General features: G+C 70.2%; 17 protein-coding genes and 1 riboswitch. Of the genes, 9 read left to right on the top strand and 8 right to left on the bottom strand.

Going from position 1 to position 18,990, the window contains the following annotated elements; translation table 11 throughout:
• Positions 1-106: 106 nt before the first annotated feature.
• Positions 107-1,018, top strand: a complete 912-nt coding sequence (locus AC4BDD_RS29940) for a potassium channel family protein (RefSeq protein WP_490688608.1) — start codon at positions 107-109, stop codon at positions 1,016-1,018.
• A 37-nt stretch (positions 1,019-1,055) separates the two neighbouring features.
• On the opposite strand, the gene murJ is transcribed toward AC4BDD_RS29940, so the two are convergent.
• A complete protein-coding gene (murJ, locus tag AC4BDD_RS29935) occupies positions 1,056-2,639 on the bottom strand; it encodes a murein biosynthesis integral membrane protein MurJ (RefSeq protein WP_490691979.1) in 1,584 nt (527 codons plus the stop codon).
• Between the two features lie 367 nt (positions 2,640-3,006).
• On the opposite strand from murJ, the gene rox reads away from it, so the two are divergent.
• From rox to AC4BDD_RS29915, 4 genes are all read left to right on the top strand, one after another.
• A complete protein-coding gene (gene rox / locus AC4BDD_RS29930) occupies positions 3,007-4,473 on the top strand; it encodes a rifampin monooxygenase (protein WP_490688607.1) in 1,467 nt (488 codons plus the stop codon).
• Positions 4,474-4,678: 205 nt separating this feature from the next.
• Complete coding sequence (tdh, locus tag AC4BDD_RS29925) at positions 4,679-5,707, top strand: L-threonine 3-dehydrogenase (protein WP_490688606.1); 1,029 nt, start codon at positions 4,679-4,681, stop codon at positions 5,705-5,707.
• A gap of 22 nt (positions 5,708-5,729) precedes the next feature.
• The gene (locus AC4BDD_RS29920) at positions 5,730-6,911 is read left to right on the top strand and encodes a glycine C-acetyltransferase (protein WP_490688605.1); all 1,182 of its coding nucleotides are present in this window, start codon (positions 5,730-5,732) and stop codon (positions 6,909-6,911) included.
• Between the two features lie 10 nt (positions 6,912-6,921).
• Complete coding sequence (locus AC4BDD_RS29915; protein ID WP_490688604.1) at positions 6,922-7,842, top strand: LysR family transcriptional regulator; 921 nt, start codon at positions 6,922-6,924, stop codon at positions 7,840-7,842.
• Positions 7,843-7,899: 57 nt separating this feature from the next.
• On the opposite strand, the gene AC4BDD_RS29910 is transcribed toward AC4BDD_RS29915, so the two are convergent.
• Both AC4BDD_RS29910 and AC4BDD_RS29905 read right to left on the bottom strand, forming a co-directional pair.
• The gene (locus tag AC4BDD_RS29910) at positions 7,900-8,766 is read right to left on the bottom strand and encodes an AraC family transcriptional regulator (RefSeq protein WP_490691978.1); all 867 of its coding nucleotides are present in this window, start codon (positions 8,764-8,766) and stop codon (positions 7,900-7,902) included.
• 99 nt (positions 8,767-8,865) lie between these two features.
• The gene (locus AC4BDD_RS29905) at positions 8,866-9,987 is read right to left on the bottom strand and encodes an amidohydrolase family protein (RefSeq protein ID WP_490688603.1); all 1,122 of its coding nucleotides are present in this window, start codon (positions 9,985-9,987) and stop codon (positions 8,866-8,868) included.
• Between the two features lie 302 nt (positions 9,988-10,289).
• Between AC4BDD_RS29905 and helR the strand changes: the two genes are divergently transcribed.
• Positions 10,290-12,452, top strand: coding sequence for an RNA polymerase recycling motor ATPase HelR (gene helR, locus AC4BDD_RS29900; RefSeq protein ID WP_490688602.1), 2,163 nt, complete (start codon positions 10,290-10,292; stop codon positions 12,450-12,452).
• Between the two features lie 118 nt (positions 12,453-12,570).
• On the opposite strand, the gene AC4BDD_RS29895 is transcribed toward helR, so the two are convergent.
• Positions 12,571-13,038 (bottom strand): RICIN domain-containing protein, encoded by a 468-nt coding sequence (locus AC4BDD_RS29895; RefSeq protein ID WP_490688601.1) that lies wholly within the window; start codon positions 13,036-13,038, stop codon positions 12,571-12,573.
• A gap of 588 nt (positions 13,039-13,626) precedes the next feature.
• Positions 13,627-13,803, top strand: a riboswitch (cyclic di-AMP (ydaO/yuaA leader).
• Positions 13,804-13,831: 28 nt separating this feature from the next.
• On the opposite strand from AC4BDD_RS29895, the gene AC4BDD_RS29890 reads away from it, so the two are divergent.
• The gene (locus tag AC4BDD_RS29890) at positions 13,832-14,299 is read left to right on the top strand and encodes a C40 family peptidase (protein ID WP_490688600.1); all 468 of its coding nucleotides are present in this window, start codon (positions 13,832-13,834) and stop codon (positions 14,297-14,299) included.
• 97 nt (positions 14,300-14,396) lie between these two features.
• Here the strand turns inward: AC4BDD_RS29890 and AC4BDD_RS29885 are convergent, their stop codons facing one another.
• Both AC4BDD_RS29885 and AC4BDD_RS29880 read right to left on the bottom strand, forming a co-directional pair.
• Positions 14,397-14,657: a hypothetical protein gene (locus AC4BDD_RS29885; protein WP_490688599.1), complete on the bottom strand. Its 261-nt coding sequence runs from the start codon at positions 14,655-14,657 to the stop codon at positions 14,397-14,399.
• 190 nt (positions 14,658-14,847) lie between these two features.
• Positions 14,848-15,417, bottom strand: a complete 570-nt coding sequence (locus tag AC4BDD_RS29880; protein ID WP_490688598.1) for a PadR family transcriptional regulator — start codon at positions 15,415-15,417, stop codon at positions 14,848-14,850.
• A 138-nt stretch (positions 15,418-15,555) separates the two neighbouring features.
• Between AC4BDD_RS29880 and AC4BDD_RS29875 the strand changes: the two genes are divergently transcribed.
• Positions 15,556-15,993, top strand: a complete 438-nt coding sequence (locus tag AC4BDD_RS29875) for a nuclear transport factor 2 family protein (protein WP_490688597.1) — start codon at positions 15,556-15,558, stop codon at positions 15,991-15,993.
• 72 nt (positions 15,994-16,065) lie between these two features.
• Here the strand turns inward: AC4BDD_RS29875 and AC4BDD_RS29870 are convergent, their stop codons facing one another.
• Positions 16,066-16,680: a DUF2867 domain-containing protein gene (locus AC4BDD_RS29870; protein WP_490688596.1), complete on the bottom strand. Its 615-nt coding sequence runs from the start codon at positions 16,678-16,680 to the stop codon at positions 16,066-16,068.
• Between the two features lie 105 nt (positions 16,681-16,785).
• Here AC4BDD_RS29870 and AC4BDD_RS29865 point away from each other — a divergent pair, with 105 nt between their 5' ends.
• Positions 16,786-17,370, top strand: coding sequence for a TetR/AcrR family transcriptional regulator (locus AC4BDD_RS29865; protein ID WP_490688595.1), 585 nt, complete (start codon positions 16,786-16,788; stop codon positions 17,368-17,370).
• A 96-nt stretch (positions 17,371-17,466) separates the two neighbouring features.
• On the opposite strand, the gene AC4BDD_RS29860 is transcribed toward AC4BDD_RS29865, so the two are convergent.
• Complete coding sequence (locus AC4BDD_RS29860; protein WP_490688594.1) at positions 17,467-18,945, bottom strand: MFS transporter; 1,479 nt, start codon at positions 18,943-18,945, stop codon at positions 17,467-17,469.
• Between the last annotated feature and the right edge of the window lie 45 nt (positions 18,946-18,990).

Here is an 18,990-nt window from a genome sequence, read left to right as displayed (position 1 = left end):
TCGCGGGCCTGCGTCCGTCGGACACCCCCTAGGCTTCGGCTCACGTCATGCCGACCCGGCCGCGGGCCGGCGGCCCTCACACCTGACTCAAATACTCTGCGCGGTCGTGCCGTGGTGGGAGAAGCGGATGGAGTGGCTGGTCTCGCTCTTGGGAGCGTTGCTCGTCATGGCCGCCCTGCGGGATGTGTTCCACACGCTGTGGCACCCCACCCGCCGGGGAGGCGTGAGCCGGCTGGTGATGACGGCGCTGTGGCGCCTCTCCCGGCACGTGCACGTCCGCGGGGGCGCGGCGGGGCTGGCGGGCCCGCTGGCCATGGTCACCGTGGTCGGCATGTGGGCCGCCACGGTCGTGCTGGGCTGGGCGATGATCTACTGGCCGCACATGCCGGAGGGCTTCACCTTCGCGACCGGGGCGAAGGCGCCCCAGCGGGCGGATTTCCTCGATGGGCTGTACTTCTCCCTGGTCACCGTCGCCACCCTTGGCCTGGGGGACGTGGCGCCCAGCGCGGCCTGGCTGCGTGTCACCGCGCCGGCCGAGGCCCTGATCGGCTTCGCCCTGCTGACGGCCACCGTCTCCTGGGTGCTGGAGATCTACCCGGCGCTCTCCCGCCGCAGAGTCCTGGCCCTGCGGCTGGCGCTGCTGCAGGGCACCAACCGCTCGCAGGGCCGGCTGGAATCCGCCCTGGACGCCGCGCTGCTGGAGAGTCTGGCCACCGACGTGATGCGGGTACGTGTCGACTTCACCCAGCACGCCGAGTCGTACTACTTCCACGACGGCGAGGACCGGACCTCCCTCGCCGCCATGACCGGCTACGCCACGCACCTCGCCGAGCGGGGCAAGGCGGCCCGACAGGAGGAGGTACGGCTGGCCGCCGCCGTCCTCGGCGACGCCATGGAGGACCTCGCCGCCGTCCTGGACCAGCACTTCCTGCACACCGGCGGCTCGACCGAGGAGATCTTCACGGCATACGCCGCGGACCACGGCCGCAGTCCCGCGCGGGCCGGCCCGAAGGACTGAGTCCGCTGGTCAGGTCGCGATCGACACTCCCCGTCGGCTACCTCAGGCCGGGCAGACGGCGCAGCTCACCGACGTTCAGGAGGCGTGCGAGCAGCAGGAACAGCAGCGCCATCGTGGTACCGCCCGCGGCCAGGTTCATGGCCGGGGCCCCGTCCGCCGCCAGGTACCCGGGGACGGAGTGGGCCACGAGCCAGCCGAGCGCGCCGGCCAGGACCGCCGAACCGGTGAGTTTGCCGTAGGTGCGGCACAGTCGCCTGCCGTCAAGGCGGCCTTCCAGCCGTCGCCGCAGCCGCGCGGCCGTGATGAGAAGACCCATGCCGTAGGAGGCGGCGTAGGCGGCGGCCATGCCCGTCACCGCCCAGCGCGCGGGCAACAGCAGGTGGCAGGAGGTGGCCAGGGCGATGTTGACGGCGCCGATCCAGACGGCCATCCAGAACGGGGTCCGGGTGTCCTCGAAGGCGTAGAAGCCGCGCAGCAGCAGGTACTGCGCGGAGAACGGGATGAGGCCGAGGCCGAACGCCTGGAGCATGTGGCCCAGCGGCCGGGCGGAATCCGCGTCGGCCGCTCCGTGGGCGAACAGCAGCTGGGCGATCTCCGGCCCGAAGACGAGGAAGAAGAAGGCGGCGGGGACGATGACCACGCCGCTGATCCGCAGCGCGCGGGAGAGGTCGCCGCGGACGTCGTCCAGGCGCCGCTCGGCCGCGGCCCGGCTCATCCGTGGCAGCAGAGCGGTGACGAGCGAGACGGTGATGATGGCTTGCGGCAGCATCCAGATCGTCTGCGCGTTGGAGTAGGCGGTGAAGCCCACGCCGTCCGTGGGCAGGGCCTGGTCGGCCGCGGAGGCGTAGCGCGTCACGATGGTGCTGGCCACCAGGTTGACCAGCACGAACAGCAGCGTCCAGCGGGCCGCGCTGATGCTCTTGCGCAAGCCGGTGCGGCGCCAGTCGAAGCGCGGGCGGAAGCGGAAGCCGGCGGCGCGGACGAAGGGGATCAGTGCGAGCGCCTGGACCGCGAGAGCGGTCGTGGTGCCGACGCCCAGCAGCGTCACCTGGGTCTGGGTGATGTCCCGCACGCTGTCCGGGACGGTCATGAGGGTGATGTAGGCGCCGAACACGGCGATCAGGACGACGTTGTTCAGGACCGGAGTCCACATCATCGCCCCGAAGCGGTTCCGGGCGTTGAGCACCTGTCCCAGGATGCTGAAGACTCCGTAGAAGAAGATCTGCGGCAGCAGGAACCGCGCGAACGTCACGGTCAGCTCGAACGCGGCATGGTTCTCCGGCGTGTCGCTCTGGTAGAGGCTGACGATCTGTGGGGCGGCCCATACGGCCAGCACCGTGCCGAGTGCGAGGACCGACAGCACGAGGGTGACCAGGCGCTGTTCGAAGGCCCGCCCGCCGTCGGGCTGCTCGGTCCTGGCCCGCACCAGCTGCGGCACGAGTACCGAATTCAGCGCCCCGCCGATGAAGAGGAAGTACAGGCTCGTCGGCACGGTGTTGGCCTGGTTGTACGTCGTCGCGAGGAGCCCGGTGCCGAGCGCGGCGGCCTGGAGCACCTGCCTGAACAGCCCGGTCGCCCGGGAGACGATCGTCCCCGCCGCCATCAGCAGGGAGGAACGCATCAACCCGCCCCCGCCCGCCCTGGACTTCGGCGCGGCATGCCGCCCCCGCTTGCGGTTTCGCTTCGGGTTCTGCTTCCTCGGCGGCCGGGGTATCGCCCCCGTCTGCGTCTCCTCCGTCATGTGATCAATCTACGGCCGATGATCACTTGCGGGACGCACGCCTTCAGGTCAAGAAGCCCCCGAAGGGTCAACCTGAGGGGTCGAAAGGCGAAGGCCGAAAACGTAAAGGCAAGGAGGGATACCCGCTCCTTGCCACTCTCAACGTATAGCGCACCGGGGGCCTTGCCGCAAGACCCCCGTCGTGCCGCAGAATCACCCACCGATGCGAGAACCCGCGGACATGCGGGGATACACAGGGGGAATTGCGATGATCGACGTGATCGTGGTCGGCGGTGGACCGACTGGGTTGATGCTGGCCGGCGAGTTGCGGCTGCACGGTGTGCACGTGGTGGTACTGGAGAAGCTGACCGAGCCGACCGGGCAGTCCCGCGGGCAGGGCCTGCACACGCGCAGCGTCGAGATGATGGACCAGCGCGGCCTGCTGGACCGCTTCCTCGCGGTCAGTGAGAAGTTCCAGGTCGGCGGTCTCTTCGGCGGCATCGCCAAGCCGTGGCCGGAGCAGCTGGACACGGGTCACCCGTACGGCCTGGCCCATCCTCAGCCGGTCACCGAGCGGCTGCTCAACGAGCGTGCCCTGGAACTCGGTACCGAGATCCGGCGCGGCTGCGAAGTGGTCGGGCTGAGCCAGGACGAGGAATCGGTGACCGTCGAGCTCCGGAGTGGGGGCACCCCCACCAATGGGCGCGTAGCCGGCGGGGGAGGCACGCGGTTGCGTTCGCGCTACCTCGTCGGGTGCGACGGAGGCCGCAGTACGGTGCGCAAGCAGATCGGCGTCGGCTTCCCCGGCGAGCCGGCCAAGGTCGAGACCCTGCTGGGCGATATGGAACTGACCGAGGATCCGGCGAGGATCGCCGCCGTCGTCGCCGAAGTCCGCAAGACCCAGCTGCGGTTCGGCGCCGTCCCCAGCGGGGACGGGGTCTACCGCCTTGTCGTGCCCGCCGACGGCGTGGCCGAGGACCGCACGGCCGCGCCGACCCTGGAGGAGTTCAAGCAGCGGCTGCGGGCGGTCGCCGGCACCGACTTCGGCGCGCACTCGCCGCGCTGGCTGTCCCGGTTCGGCGACGCCACCCGGCAGGCCGAGCGCTACCGGGTAGGCCGGGTGCTGCTGGCCGGCGACGCGGCGCACATCCACCCGCCGACCGGCGGGCAGGGGCTCAACCTCGGCGTGCAGGACGCGTTCAACCTCGGCTGGAAGCTGGCCGCCGAGATCAACGGCTGGGCACCTGAGGGGCTGCTGGACAGCTACCACGCCGAACGGCACCCGGTGGGCGCCCGCGTGCTGGACAACACCCGGGCGCAGATCACGCTGCTGGGGACCGATCCGGGTGCGACCGCGCTGCGGGAGCTGTTCTCGCGGCTGATGGACTTCGCGGAGGTGAACCGGTACGTGACGGAGATGATCACCGCGGTCGGGGTCCGCTACGACTTCGGCGAGGGCCACGAACTGCTCGGCCGGCGGATGCGGGACGTGGCGCTGAAGCGGGGGCGCCTCTACGAGCTGATGCACGGCGGCCGCGGACTGCTGCTCGACCAGACCGGCCGGCTGTCGGTGGCGGGCTGGGCGGACCGGGTCGACCACGTCGTCGACGTCAGCGAGGAGCTGGACGCGCCCGCGGTGCTGCTGCGGCCGGACGGCCATGTGGCCTGGGTCGGCGAAGATCAGCAGGATCTGCTCGGCCGGCTGCCGGAGTGGTTCGGCGCGGCCGCCGGCTGAGCGTGCGGTGCGGCACCGGCCCGCGTCGCGGCCCGGGCCCGCGCGGCCGAGGTCCGCGACGGGCCGGGCGCTGCCCGCGGGCGGGGCGCGTGAAGCTGTGCTGTTGCCCGGCTTAAGAAATCCTCGATGGACGCGGCGGGCGGGGCTCGCGCAGATTGTGCACGTCTCTGATCTTCCCCCGCACTTCCCGCCTGGAGTCATGCCCATGAAGGCACTCGTCAAGCACAAGGCCGAGCCCGGCCTGTGGCTCATGGACGTCCCCGAGCCCGAGACCGGCCCCGGGGACGTGCTGATCCGGGTGCTGCGCACCGGCATCTGCGGTACCGACCTGCACATCCGCTCCTGGGACGGCTGGGCGCAGCAGGCGGTGTCGACGCCGCTGGTGCTGGGCCACGAGTTCGTCGGCGAGGTCGCGGCGGTCGGCGCGGACGTGCGGGACATCGCCGTCGGCGACCTGGTCAGCGGCGAGGGACACCTGGTGTGCGGCAAGTGCCGCAACTGCCTGGCCGGGCGGCGGCACCTGTGCCGGCGCACGGTCGGGCTGGGTGTGGGGCGCAACGGCGCGTTCGCCGAGTACGTGGCGCTGCCCGCCTGCAATGTGTGGGTGCACCGCACGAAGGTGGACCTGGACGTCGCGGCGATCTTCGACCCGTTCGGGAACGCCGTGCACACCGCGCTGTCCTTCCCGCTGGTCGGCGAGGACGTGCTCATCACCGGCGCCGGGCCCATCGGGATCATGGCGGCGGCGGTCGCCCGGCACGCCGGTGCGCGCAACGTGGTGATCACCGATGTGAGCGAGTCCCGGCTGGAGCTGGCCCGCAAGGTCGGTGCCACGCTCGCGGTCGATGTGTCGCGCGGCACCATCGAGGAGGCTCAGCGGCAGCTGGGGCTGCGCGAGGGCTTCGACATCGGCCTGGAGATGTCCGGCCGCCCCGAGGCCCTGCGGGGCATGGTCGCCAACATGACGCACGGCGGCCGGATAGCGATGCTCGGTCTGCCCGCCGAGGACTTCGCCGTCGACTGGTCCAGGATCGTCACCTCGATGATCACCATCAAGGGCATCTACGGCCGCGAGATGTTCGAGACCTGGTACGCGATGACCGTACTCCTCGAGGGCGGCCTCGACCTCAGCCCGGTGATCACCGGCAGCTACTCCCATCGCGACTTCGAGGCGGCCTTCGACGAGGCCGCCACCGCCCGCAGCGGCAAGATCATCCTCGACTGGACCGCCTGACCTTCCCCTAGGAGTTCCCCTCATGTACGCCTCCGTCCGCGACGAGCTGCGCGCCACCCTCGACGAGATCCGCGATGCCGGTCTCTACAAGCCCGAGCGGGTCATCGGCACCCCGCAGAGCGCCACGGTGTCCGTGCCCTCCGGCGACGTCCTGAACTTCTGCGCCAACAACTACCTGGGACTCGCCGACCACCCGGAGGTCGTCGCCGCGGCCAAGGAGGCGCTGGACCGCTGGGGCTACGGCATGGCGTCCGTGCGTTTCATCTGCGGCACCCAGGAGATCCACAAGGAGCTGGAGCAGCGGCTGTCGGCGTTCCTGGGGCAGGAGGACACCATCTTGTACTCCTCCTGCTTCGACGCCAACGGCGGCGTCTTCGAGACGCTGCTCGGTCCCGAGGACGCGGTGATCTCCGACGCCCTCAACCACGCCTCCATCATCGACGGCATCCGCCTGTCCAAGGCGCGCCGCCACCGGTACGCCAACCGCGACATGGCCGACCTGGAGAAGCAGCTCAAGGAGACGCAGGACGCGCGGCGCCGGCTGATCGTCACCGACGGTGTCTTCTCGATGGACGGATACGTCGCGCCGCTGCAGGAGATCTGCGACCTCGCCGACGCCTACGGCGCGATGGTGATGGTCGACGACTCGCACGCGGTCGGCTTCGTCGGCGCCGGCGGGCGCGGCACGCCCGAGCTGCACGGCGTCATGGACCGCGTCGACATCATCACCGGCACGCTGGGCAAGGCGCTGGGTGGCGCCTCCGGCGGGTACGTCGCGGCGCGCGCGGAGATCGTCGAGCTGCTGCGCCAGCGTTCCCGCCCGTACCTCTTCTCCAACTCGCTGGCGCCGGTGATCGCCGCGGCCTCGCTGAAGGTGCTGGACCTGCTGGAGTCCGCCGGTGACCTGCGGGAGAAGCTGGAGGCGAACACCAAGCTGTTCCGTAGCCGGATGACGGAGGCGGGCTTTGAGATCCTGCCCGGCGAGCACGCCATCGCCCCGGTGATGATCGGCGACGCGGCCGAGGCGGCGCGGATGGCCGAGCTGCTGCTGGAGCGGGGCGTGTACGTGATCGGGTTCTCCTACCCCGTGGTGCCGATGGGGCAGGCCCGCATCCGGGTGCAGCTGTCGGCGGCCCACTCGACGCAGGACGTGGAGCGGGCGGTGGCGGCGTTCGTCGACGCACGGGCCGCCATGGCTGGGTGACAATCGTCGAATGATCGACCCTCGGCGTCTGCGCATCCTGCGCGCCGCGGCGGATCACCGCACGGTGACCGCCGCGGCCGCGGCGCTCTACCTGACTCCGTCCGCCGTCTCCCAGCAGCTCGCCGCGCTGGAGCAGGAGACCGGGCACACCCTGCTGACCCGCAGTGGCAAGGGCGTACGGCTGACCGCGGCCGGCGAGATCCTGCTGGAGCACGCCAACGAGGTACTGGCCCAGCTGGAGCGGGCCGAGGCGGAGCTCGCGGCGTACGCGGGCGGGACCGCCGGTGAGGTGACGGTCGCGGCGTTCGCGACCGGCATCGCCGAGGTGCTGGCCCCGGCGATCGGCCGGCTCGGTGAGCTGCACCCGGGCATCCGGGTGCGGGTGCGCGATGCCGAGGGCGACGAGTCGCTGCCGATGGTCCTCGACGGCGAGGCCGACGTGGCGCTGGCGGTCGAGTACCGGGGCGCACCGCCGATAGGCGACAGGCGGCTGGCCCGCGTGCCGCTGTACGCGGAGCCGTTCGACGCCGTGCTGCACGCCGGGCATCCGCTGGAGAAGGAGCCGGAGGTCGCCCTGGCCGCGCTCGCGGACAGCGACTGGATCGGCCCGTACCCGGGCAACCCGTGCCACGACATGGTCCTGCTCGCCTGCGAACTGGCGGGCTTCGACCCGCGGCTCGTCCACTCCTCCGACGACTTCCGGGCCGTGGTGGCTCTCGCCGGGGCGGGGGCGGGGGTGGCCCTGGTGCCGCGCTCCGCACTGCGCGGCATGGAGCTGAGGGATGTGGTGGTCCGCCCGGTGGCCGGCCCGGCCGCGTTCCGCCGCGTGTTCGCGGCGGTGCGCCGCGGGGCGGAGGACCACCCCCTGATCCGCCCGGTGCTGGACGCCCTGGCGGATGCGGCGCGGGGCCTGACGACGCCGGGAGTCTGAGGCGATTCCCCGGCCGGGGTGTCCCGGGTGCGGGAGACCCCCTTACCGACCGCCGGCTCAGACCGTGGTCCGCTCCACGGGTATCCACAGCTCCGCGTCCGCCTTCGTCCCGTCCTGCGAGAGGCGGGTGCGCAGGATCTCGGGTCCCGGTCGGCTCTGGTACGGGTTGGACGGGAACCACTGCGTGAAGACGTCCCGCCACAGGTACTGGAGCGCCTGCGGGAACGGACCGGAGTTCTCGAACACCGCCCAGGCCCCCGCCGGCACGGTGAGCGCGTCCATGCCCTCCGGCACGGCGGCGCCGGTCACCACACCGTGGTAGTAGTCGAGCTCGGTCCCCTCCGCCCGGCTCGGGTCGAGGTCGTCGCTCACCCCCACGATCCCCTCCGGCTGCTGGTCGGACAGAGCGGCGATGCGCCGCATCGTCTCCTGGTCGATGCCCCGGATGAAATCGGCGATCGCCGGATTCGGGCCCTCGTGGACGAGAGGGACACGGGCCCTCGAGCCGACCACGCGGAACCGCTCCTTCTCCACGACCCGGTATCGCATACTGCTGCTGCCTTCGACGGTGAGACGGAAGGACATCCGCGCCTGGGAGCGCAGCGAGGCACCGGTCCGCCGGGCCTCGCCCGGACCCACACCGTGCACCGCCCGGAACGCACGCGCGAACGCCTCCCCCGAGCCGTATCCGTACCGCACCGCGATATCCAGCAGCGTCCGCTCTCCGGCGAGCACCTCGGCACCCGCGATGGTGAGCCGCCTGCGCCGGATGTACTCCGACAGCGGGATACCCGCCAGGGAGGAGAACAGCCGGCGGAAGTGGTATTCCGACGTCATGGCGATCCGGGCCAGATCGGCCGCCTCGATCCGCTGATCGAGATGCGACTCGATGTGTTCCAGGGCCTCGTTCAGCCGCTCCAGCACTTCATCTCCCTCACTTGCGCCCATAACGTTAGGGAGGGCTCATCCTTCCGGACCCGACATCCTGTGCCCGGTCCGGTCGGGTGGTGAAGACGCTGGTGTTCAGGCTCCCGAGACCTCCCGGGTGCGCTTGTCCGGGGTGCGCTTGCACACCACAGGGGCCTTGGTCTCCAGACCGAGGAGGCGGAAGTAGTTCTGGCCGAGCGCGATGCCGCGGAACGCCTCGTCCCCCAGCGCCTTGTTGATGCGGCTGGTGACTTCGAGCTCCTCCTTGTAGACGGCGTAGTTCTTGTCCCGTGACGCGACGAAGTCCGTGCCGGGGATGGCGCGGGTGGGGTAGGCGTCGAAGAGGGCGGCGTACTTCTTCCGGACGCCCGGCTTGCTGAAGTACTGGTCCTCCAGGACCCGCCAGCTCAGGTCGAGGGTCAGGTTGGGGTGCCGGTCCAGGAGGCGTTTGACGAGGGCGATGTGGGCGGCGGGGTCCATCGCGGAGAGTTCCTTCGACAGCCCCATGTGCGCCCAGACGATCTTGTTCCTGGGGTAGCGGGTCAGCACCTCGCGGAAGAGGTGGAGGTACTTCGTGGGTTCGGCGTCCGTGCCCAGATCCGAGTGGATCGTGATCGGGATGCCGCGCCGCTCCAGCTCCCGCATGAAGGGCGCCCAGCCTCTGATGTCCTCGACCGTCGCGGGTTGATGCTGGTTGGGAAGGAGCGCGCCCTTGATGAGGTTGACCTCTCCGGCCCAGCGGAACAGACCCGGGAACTCCTTGTCGTACAGGGCGATCTGCGCCGGCACGGTCTCCGGACGGGCGAGGTCGAAGGAGGTCATCGCCAGTGTCAGGCGCGGGTCCTCGGGTCTGGACTCCAGGTAGCTCTCGCCGTTGACGATGTCGTTCTTGATGCTCGGCAGTACGGGGGTGCCGGGGCAGTCCAGGTAGTAGGTGCAGCCGGAACCGGCCGGCAGCTTCTGGCCGATGCCGAACACGTTCGCGTAGCGGACACCGCTCTTTCTCAGGTACGCGTTGACCTCGTCGAAGGAGAGGGACTTGCCGCCGAAGGGGCGGAAGTGGAGATGGCTGTCCACGACGGAGGTGTAGGGCCGCGTCGTGCGGTCGAAGCAGCTTCCCTCGGCCACCGCGGAGCCGGCACCGGCGGGGGAGGCGATGACCACGGCCGCGGCCATGGCCGACGCGGGGACACCGAAGCGGCGGGGCAGAAGGAACACCTCAGGACTCTCCTACGCTGACTCGCTCGCAGGGCGCAGCGGCCGTGCGCGCACAGGGACGAAGACTCCTGAATTCTGCGATCCGCTCTCGGCGGGCCATGGCGGCCGCGCCGATCACCCGGATGTGATCACACGATCAGACGATTCCAGGTTCCGGTCGCCGCTTCGGGCAGGGCCTGGCCGGCCACGGCTGACGGCAAAAACAAAGGCAAGGGAGAGAACACCATCCCTTGCCACTCTCAACTTATAGCGCACCGGGGGGCTTGTGGCAAGGCCTCCGTCATGCCGCAGAATCCCTGTCAATGAAGCCTCTGACCAGCGCCTTTGAACTTCCTGACCACCTCTCCCCCAAGGCCGACCCGGTATTGATCGCCCATGACGAGCAGCACTTCGCGGCCATCGCGGAGAGCCTCGATCAGTCGATCGCCGAGCTGTCCGATCGCCTCGATGCCGAGCTGAAGGCTCCCGGCGGCATCGGCCGGCAGGCGATGGACCGGGACATGGAGATCCACCGGTTGACCGGCCGCCTGCGCGCCCTGCGTCGCTTCGGTCTGGATCTGTGCCTCGGACACATCGTCAGCGCGGACGACCCCGAGCCCGTGTACATCGGACGGCTCGGCCTCACCGACAGCGCGGGTCGTCGGCTGCTGCTCGACTGGCGGTCCCCCGCGGCCGAGCCGTTCTTCGCGGCGACCCACGCCAACCCGATGGGGCTGGCCAGCCGCCGCAGGTATCGCTGGGCCGGCGGCCGGATCAGCGACTACTGGGACGAGGTGTTCAGCGCTGACGGACTCGAAGGGCATGCCGCGCTGGACGACCAGTCCGCCTTCATCGCCAGTCTGGGCGGCAACCGGTCGGCCCGGATGCGAGACGTGCTCACCACCATCCAGGCCGACCAGGACGCCATCATCCGGGCGGGATCCCGCGGCGCTCTGGTCGTCGACGGCGGTCCGGGCACGGGGAAGACCGTCGTCGCCCTGCACCGCTCCGCCTACCTCCTGTACTCCGATCCTCGCCTCGGTCACCGCCGGGGCGGCGTACTGTTCGTCGGTCCGCACCAGCCCTACCTGGCCTACGTCAGTGACGTCCTGCCCAGCCTCGGAGAGGAGGGCGTGCGGACCTGCACCCTGCGGGATCTCGTCGCCGAGGGGGCCGGAGCGGCGATCGAGAGCGACCCGGAGGTCGCTGCCCTGAAGTCCTCCGCGTCCATGGTGAAGGCCATCGAGACAGCCGTCCGGTTCTACGAGGAGCCGCCCGCCGAAGGGATGACGGTCACGACCCACTGGTCCGACATCTGGCTGAGCGCCGACGACTGGGCGGAAGCGTTCCAAGCACCGGAACCCGGCACTCCGCACAACGAGGCGCGCGACCTGATCTGGGAGGAGCTGGTCACGATCCTGATGGACAAGCACGACGACGAGGACGTCTCACGGGAGGTGTTCCGAAGGTCGCTGCTGCACGACGAAGAGCTGGTGACGACCCTCCATCGCGCGTGGCCGCTGCTGGAGGCGGCCGACCTCGTCTCGGACCTGTGGTCGGTACCCGCCTACCTGCGGATGTGCGCTCCCTGGCTCAGCCGCGAGGACGTCCGGAAGCTGCAGCGCGCGGACGCCCAGGCCTGGACGGTGTCCGACCTGCCGCTGCTGGACGCGGCGCGGCAGCGGCTGGGCGACCCGGAGGCGGCACGGCGCAAACGTCGGCGCGAAGCCGCCGTGGCGGCGGAACGCGAGCGCATGGCCGGCGTCATCGACAACATGCTCGCGGCCGACGACGACGGCGAGGGTGCGGTGACGATGCTGCGCGGACAGGACCTCCAGGCCGGCCTGATCGACGAGAGCGCACTGCCCGGCACCGAACGAGACGTGCTCGCCGGCCCGTTCGCCCACATCGTCGTCGACGAGGCTCAGGAACTGACCGACGCGGAGTGGCAGATGCTGCTGCTGCGCTGCCCCTCCCGCAGCTTCACCATCGTCGGGGACCGCGCCCAGGCCCGGCACGGTTTCACGGAGTCATGGCGGGAACGGCTGGCGCGGGTAGGGGTGGACCGGGTCACCGTGGCCTCCCTGAGCACCAACTACCGGACCCCGGAGGAGGTCATGGCGGAAGCCGAGCCGGTCATCCGGGCGGCGCTCCCGGACGCCAATGTGCCGACCTCCGTCCGCGCCGGCGGCATCCCCGTCCTACACGGCTCCGTCGCGGATCGGGACTCGATCATCGACACCTGGCTCGCGGCGCATGACGAAGGCATCGCCTGCGTCATCGGCGATCCCGCCTTCCGGGCGACCTCCCGCGTCCGGTCGCTGACCCCGGAGCTGTCGAAGGGGCTCGAGTTCGACCTGGTCGTACTCGTCGACCCGGAGGCGTTCGGCGAGGGTGTCGAAGGGGCGGTCGACCGCTATGTCGCGATGACCCGGGCGACCCGGCAACTGGTCGTTCTCACGAGCGCCGCGGGTTCAGGCGTTTAGCCCGCTGGTCTCTCGCTGCCGAAAGCACAGGTCCTCCCATCACCGGACGGCGATGGGAGGACCTGCCGCTGACGCAGCCGGAATCGGCCGCGAAGGCGAGCCGAGTACAGGCCGCGCGTCAGCTCCAGCGCTGGCGCGGCACGGCCGTGTCGGAAGCGGTGTACACGACCCCGCTGACCTGCACCCCGAGGGTGCGCCCGGTGGCCTTGTTCTTCAGCTGCCAGCCCCTGGAGGTCTGGATCTCGTGCCACTTCTGGTAGTTGCCGCCGTTGCAGGTACCGACGTAAACGGCACCCTGGCCGTTGCTGTCGAGGCACTTCCCGGAAAGCTGCTGCTTCATGGTGAAGGTACCGTCGGACTGCTTGGTCTCGGTCCACTTCATGCTGGCCCCGGTGGCAGAGGTCGTACGGACCCGGCCGTTGAAGTACGCCAGGTACTTGCCGTCCCCCTTGTTCTTCCAGGTGACGGTCTGGCTGGCGGCGACTGTCTGCGGCGCACTCGCAAAGGCCTGCGCCGTACCCGCAAAGGCCAGCGCCGGGGCGATAACCGCGGCAGCGACGAACGTGCCTATCAGGCGCTTCTTCATGGAGTTCCCCCTGAATCCGTTACCTTGGAACCGGTGTCCACACCATGGCGACAGCGGCCCTGGCACGCGAATTGAGCATTAAGGTCGGCGTCACGTTACCCCGACGTGATCAACGCATGCAATGTCATTGAAGTAGCGCCCCCGCGACTCCCCGTGCGCCGAATCCGTGGTGTGCGGCTCGCCGCCGCGGCGCAATCGCGAAGCGTCTGAGCGAGCCCTGGACATACAGAGCCGATGGCGCCAGAGCACGCCCGAAGCCATGCGTCGACTGCCGACCGACGCCGGCCTCGCACTCCCCCCGCGCGCCGTGTTCGGTGGTGTGAACACCCCCGGCGCACCACCGGAATCCACCCCTCCACCGGGCAGATTCAACTCGTCCGTGACATAACGTCTCCGCTGGTCCAAGGCATGTCCATGCCCCTCGATGAAGGAGCGCAGTGGGCCCCGTGATGCCGGAATTCCGCAATGCGGGCTGACGTGAAGAAGTTCACAGAAGGCCATCTCGGCTCTGGAATCCGACGGTTGATGGTGCAGGATCTGCTCCCGGTACAAGATCCCGTCACCGAGGCGGGACCGTCCGGGCGACGCCTAATCCTGCCGCCGCACCGGATTGCCGGAGAGATGCGTACAGCGGCAGGAGCGGGAGACCCAAGCACGACGGACCACGAAGGCGGTGGTCCTTGGGGTGAAGCCACTGAGGTGGCCGGGCGACTTCGCCGTCCGAACCCGACAGGTCATCTTTCGCAGGCGGATGACGAAGGGCTTCAGCATGTCCGCGTTTCCTCGCAAACCCATGCTTCCCCGCATACCCTCGCTCATATCCCGGACCGGGCAGGTCTCGGCGCTCACCGCGGCGACCGTCACCGCGTCCTTGCTGGTCCCGGGTATGAGCTCCGACGCACAGGCGGCGACTCCGGCGACAATGGCGCTGAAGGTCGCCGCCTCCAAGAAAGGCGCTCCCTACGTCTACGGAGCGGCGGGCCCCAACCGGTTCGATTGCTCGGGGCTGACGCTGTATTCCTACAAGAAGGCGGGCAAGAAGCTGCCGCGTACGGCGGCCGCGCAGTACAACAAGACGCGCCACCTTTCCGCGCGTTCCCGTAAAGCCGGCGACCTGGTGTTCTTCCATTCCGGTGGCAGCGTCTACCACGTCGGGATCTACGCCGGTAACAACCGGATCTGGCACTCCCCCAAGCCTGGTAAGTCCGTCCGGCTGGAAAGGATATGGACCCGTCAGGTCTGGTACGGACGGGTCAACTGAGCGCGTTCGCGACTCCGTACCCGTCCCCGATCGCCGGACAGGCTCGCGGCACCGAATACGCCGCACTCTCCGGCGATCGGGGACGGTGGATACCGGGTCAGAAAGAGACGCTCGCCGGTGCGCTGGTCCCAGGCGTGACCTGCCGAGGCGCGAACTGCTGAGTGGCGCCGGCGACGTTGGTGAGGTAGTGGATCCAGGCATCCTGTGGCGCCTGCTGCTGATGGTCGTGGTGGTGGCACGGGCAGGCCGGCACGGCGGCCTTGGCAGGGGCCGCGACGGCGGTGGCGGCGCCCGGCAGGAGAGCGGCCGCCACGGCCAGGCCGGCGATGGAGAGCAGACGACGCAGGGGTGCGGGCATGATGCCACCTCATTCTGGCTGGCTGAAGTCCTGGATTTTCCTGTATGTCGGACAGTAGGTGCCGGGCTCCGGGCGGCCGGCGTCGGCCACCCGCATTCACGTCCAACGCCAGCCGTTCGGAGCAGCAGGGGGCGACGAATCCCCGGAAGCGGGCGCCGGCCCGGCGGCTGCCCCGCCGGAAGCCGCCGGCTCAGCCGCGCAGCCTCGCCGACTGCCGCTCCCGCAGTACCGCGACGCTGCGTTCGCACCACTCCCGGTTCTCCCGTTCGAACGCCAGGCCGCGCAGACAGGTCAGATACGGACCGATCCGGCTCCCGTGGCGCAGGAACTCCTCCTCGGTGAGGTCGCCGCGCATCTTCCGCAGGAGCGATTCGAACAGCCCGATCTTGGCCTCGGCGAAGCCGGCTCGTTCGGTGAGCTGTGCGATCAGCTCCTCGCTGTCGACGCGCTCGGCGGCCTGTACCTTCACGAGCAGATCGTCGCGGATGAACGAAGGCTTGGCAGCGCTCGCGGTGAACCGCTCCAGCTCGGCCAGGCCCGCGTCGGTGACCTGGAAGAGCCGCTTGTTGGGCCGGGTCTCCTGGATCACCCGCCGGCCCGCGATGAGCCCTTCCTCCTCCAGCTTGGCCAGCTCGGCGTACAACTGCTGCGGCAGCGCGTGCCAGAAATTCGCCACTCCCATGTCGAACGCCTTGGCCAGCTGATATCCGCTCAGCTCCTCATCGAGCAGCGCCGCCAGTACGGCATGACGCAAAGCCATCCGGTCACTTCCTCCCTGCCTGGTCGCCTCGGCCCCTGTGCACGGCCCGAGGCCCATGATAGACAAGAAAGTGACTAGTCACATTGATGACTATGCGGGCGACGCCGTCGTCATCGCCATCGACCGCCGAGGAGAGCCATGACCGCCACTGCAACCGCAACCGCAGACCGCTTCCGTGCCGCCGTCGACCAGCGTGATCTCGCCGCCCTGGATGACCTGTTCACCGAGGACATCCGCTTCTACAGCCCCGTGAAGTTCCGGCCGTTCGAGGGCAAGCCGATGGTGCTCGGCCTCTTCGGCGTCCTGCTGCGCACCTTCGACGACTTCCGCTACGTCGGACGCTACGACGGCGCGGCCGAGACCGGCGCCGACGGCAGGGAGGCCCCGTCGGCGGTCCTGCTCTTCCGGGCCACCGTCGACGGCAAGCAGATCCACGGCATCGACCTGCTGCATTTCGACGAGACGGGGCTGATCAAGGAGTTCACGGTGATGGTCCGCCCGCACTCCGCGGTGCAGGCCCTGGGTGAGGCGGTCTTCGCCGGACTGGTCGCCGACGGCCTCGTGGAAGCCTCGTAGAAGCGGCGGGCGACGGATGCGCGACGTCGCGAGGGCCGGCGGCCACGCCTGCCGGCCCCTCCCCCGCGGCGCTCACGGTCGAGGGTCGGCGCCCTCGGGGAGCACAGGCGTGCGGTCCCGCCAGGCGCGCTCCCACTGGCGGGTCAGCGCGGGGTAGATGATCAGGTAGCGGAACGGTGCGATGACGGCCATGTACAGCCGTCCGAACCGGCCGTTGGGCTTGACCAGGACCGCCATCCGCAGTTCGTGATCGCCGTCGCCGGACGGCACCCATCCCAGGTGCATGAGGGTGTGGACGGTCTTGTTCGCCAGCTCCCGGACGCACTCGTTGTCGAGCTCGTAGACGGGGGTGAACGGGGTGTCGTCGGAGTCGGAGTCGCCGACGGTCTCGCGGAGGTCACGCGGCAGACGGTCGCGCAGCGGCTTGACTCGCGTCCCAAGACCCGTCTTGGGCTTGTCCCACCCGAACAGGGCGCCGAGCTTCCAGCGCACGTCGAACAGGAACCGGACCGGAGGGCTCTGCTTGGCGAATCCGCCGCCCGTCCGCAGCGCGGCGAGCATCAGGGGGAAGTCGTCCGGCCCGGCGCCGGGGGTACGGAAAGACCACACGTCCTCGACCCGGAAGTCGGGGGTGATCTCGTGGACCCGCCACGGCTGATCGGTATGCGCTGTGAGAGGAAGCTTCATGGCCACTGCCGCCTTTCCTGCTCGGGGACGTCGTCCCCCATCCCCGTTATACGCTTGCGTATAAAGCGAGACTAGATCGAATATGCGGTTGCGTATATCCGGTGGATGGGTGAGGTGGGACACATCGTGGGCGCTGCTCGCACACCGCGCGACAGATGGGTTGAGGAAGGTCTGCGCGCGCTGGCCGACGGGGGGCCGGACGCCGTCAGGGTCGAGGCACTGGCCAAGCGACTGGGCGTCACCAAGGGCGGGTTCTACGGGTACTTCGCCGACCGCGACGCGCTGCTGGAGGCCATCCTGGACACCTGGGAGCGGGAGAGCACCGACGAGGTGATCGACCGGGTCGAGCGCGAGGGCGGCGACCCGAGGACCAAGATCCAGCGCGCGGGTGTGCTCACCTTCTCCAGCGACCGCCTGCTCCCCATCGACCTGGCGGTGCGCGACTGGGCCCGGCGTGACGAGGCGGTCGCCGAGCGCCTGCGCCGGGTGGACAACCGGCGCATGGCCCTGCTGCGCGAAATGATCGGCACGTTCTGCTCCGACCCCGACGAGGTGGAGGCCCGCAGCCTGCTCGCCTTCTGTATGGCGATCGGGCGCCACTCCCTCGCCGCCGACCATGAGGGCCGCGCCCGGGCCGAGGTTCTCGCCCGGGCCGCCGACCTGATCCTCGACCGCACCAGCGGCCGGTAGGGCGCGGGCCGGGAGGACGGGGAGGGCCCCGGCCGGCGCCGAGCGTGCAGCCCATGGCGGCGGTGGTCATGGCGCCGGATACCGGACCGGGGCGGCCTACTTCGCCGCCGGCACTTCCTCCGGCCGCTGCGCGGTCGGGGCCTGCTCCGCGCCGGCCCGCACCGCCGCGGCCCGGCCGCGCACCCGTACGAGCATCAGCACTGCCCCCGCGCCGGATATCGCGGTGGCCGTCCAGAACGCGATGGTGAAGCCCGAGGCGGCCGGCACGGCGGTGGCTCCGATCGTCCGCGAGGCCAGGATCGCCGTGGCCAGCTGGCTGCCCACCGCGCCGCCGACCGTGCGGGCGACCGTGTTGATGCCGTTGGCGGTGGCGATGCGGTCGGCCGGGGTCACGTCGTGGACGAGCTTGGGCAGGGCGGCCATGGCGAAGCCGAAGCCGGTGCCGATCACGGCGTAGCAGACCACGAGTTGCCATACCGCCTCATGGAAGAGCGACAGCAGTCCCCCGCCCGCGGCGCTGACCGCCAGGCCCAGGGAGAGCGGCGCGCGGGGGCCGAGGCGGCGCTCCACCCGCCCGGCCAGCGAACTCGCGGGGAGGCCCAGCAACGTACCCGGCAGCAGGATGAGTCCAGCCGCGGTCACCGAGGCCCCGAAGCCGTAAGTGACCAGGTGGTGCAGCGATTCCGGGAGGCCGGTGGGCAGTTCGGCGAGCTTCGGGATGAGCACGTAGAACACGAACTGGGTGGCGCCGAGCAGGAAGGCCCCCAGGTGGACGGGGCCGATGGACCGGCCCAGCAGCAGAGCGGGGTCGATGAGCGGATGCACCGTGCGCCGCTCCCAGACCAGGAAGACCGCTCCCACCACGACGCAGCCGGCGAAGAGGCCGAGGACCCGGCCTGAATCCCACCCCCAGCGCGGCCCCTGGGTCAGCGCGAGCAGGAGGCAGACCAGCGCCGCGCCGAGCAGCACCGCACCCCACACGTCCAGCGGCTCCCGCGAGGTGGGCGGACTGGGCGGCACCCAGCGCACCACGGCGACGAGAGCGGCGGCCACCAGCACCGCGCCGGCGACGAACAGCCAGCGCCATGAGGCGTAGTCGACCAGCAGGCCGCCGACCAGCAGCCCGGCGCCGGCCGCGCCGGCCACCAGGCCGGAGGTCAGTCCCAACCCGAAGGCGACCCGGTGCGGCGGCAGCGCCTCCCGCACCAGCCCGAGGGCGAGCGGCAGCAGCGCCAGACTGACGCCCTGCACCGCGCGGAAGCCAATGAGGGAGGCGACGTCCCAGGCGAAGGCGGCTCCCAGGGTGCCCGCGAGGTGGATGGCGAGCGTGATGAGCAGCATCTTGCGCTTGCCGTGGATGTCGCCCAGGCGGCTGATCAGCGGCGTGAGCACCGCGCTGCTGAGGAGCGTGGCGCTGAGCACGGCCCAGGAGGCGGCCGCCGCGCTGGTGTTCAGCTCCCTCTGCAGGATGCCGAGGGTGGGCACCAGCATGGTCTGTACGAGGGAGTAGGAGAGGACCGCGAGGATCAGCGCGATCAACGGTGCGTTTCCGGTACGGGAGCGGGCGGTGGCCAAGGGACATTCCTCGGGGTCGGCTGCGGACACACCATTAGCGAACAA

This window comes from Streptomyces sp. JLBT605 (genome assembly GCF_058215555.1).
The sequence above is the reverse complement of the archived record's forward strand: the minus strand, read 5'-3'. Positions and strand labels throughout refer to the sequence as shown.

Bases quoted from the DNA above. Each gene is read 5' to 3' on its own strand.
- murJ (WP_490691979.1), bottom strand. From the start codon at position 2,639: ATGCGTTCCTCCCTGCTGATGGCGGCGGGGACGATCGTCTCCCGGGCG.
- rox (WP_490688607.1), top strand. From the start codon at position 3,007: ATGATCGACGTGATCGTGGTCGGCGGTGGACCGACTGGGTTGATGCTG.
- tdh (WP_490688606.1), top strand. From the start codon at position 4,679: ATGAAGGCACTCGTCAAGCACAAGGCCGAGCCCGGCCTGTGGCTCATG.
- AC4BDD_RS29920 (WP_490688605.1), top strand. From the start codon at position 5,730: ATGTACGCCTCCGTCCGCGACGAGCTGCGCGCCACCCTCGACGAGATC.
- AC4BDD_RS29915 (WP_490688604.1), top strand. From the start codon at position 6,922: ATGATCGACCCTCGGCGTCTGCGCATCCTGCGCGCCGCGGCGGATCAC.
- helR (WP_490688602.1), top strand. From the start codon at position 10,290: ATGAAGCCTCTGACCAGCGCCTTTGAACTTCCTGACCACCTCTCCCCC.
- AC4BDD_RS29895 (WP_490688601.1), bottom strand. From the start codon at position 13,038: ATGAAGAAGCGCCTGATAGGCACGTTCGTCGCTGCCGCGGTTATCGCC.
- AC4BDD_RS29890 (WP_490688600.1), top strand. From the start codon at position 13,832: ATGCTTCCCCGCATACCCTCGCTCATATCCCGGACCGGGCAGGTCTCG.
- AC4BDD_RS29885 (WP_490688599.1), bottom strand. From the start codon at position 14,657: ATGCCCGCACCCCTGCGTCGTCTGCTCTCCATCGCCGGCCTGGCCGTG.
- AC4BDD_RS29880 (WP_490688598.1), bottom strand. From the start codon at position 15,417: ATGGCTTTGCGTCATGCCGTACTGGCGGCGCTGCTCGATGAGGAGCTG.
- AC4BDD_RS29875 (WP_490688597.1), top strand. From the start codon at position 15,556: ATGACCGCCACTGCAACCGCAACCGCAGACCGCTTCCGTGCCGCCGTC.
- AC4BDD_RS29870 (WP_490688596.1), bottom strand. From the start codon at position 16,680: ATGAAGCTTCCTCTCACAGCGCATACCGATCAGCCGTGGCGGGTCCAC.
- AC4BDD_RS29865 (WP_490688595.1), top strand. From the start codon at position 16,786: ATGGGTGAGGTGGGACACATCGTGGGCGCTGCTCGCACACCGCGCGAC.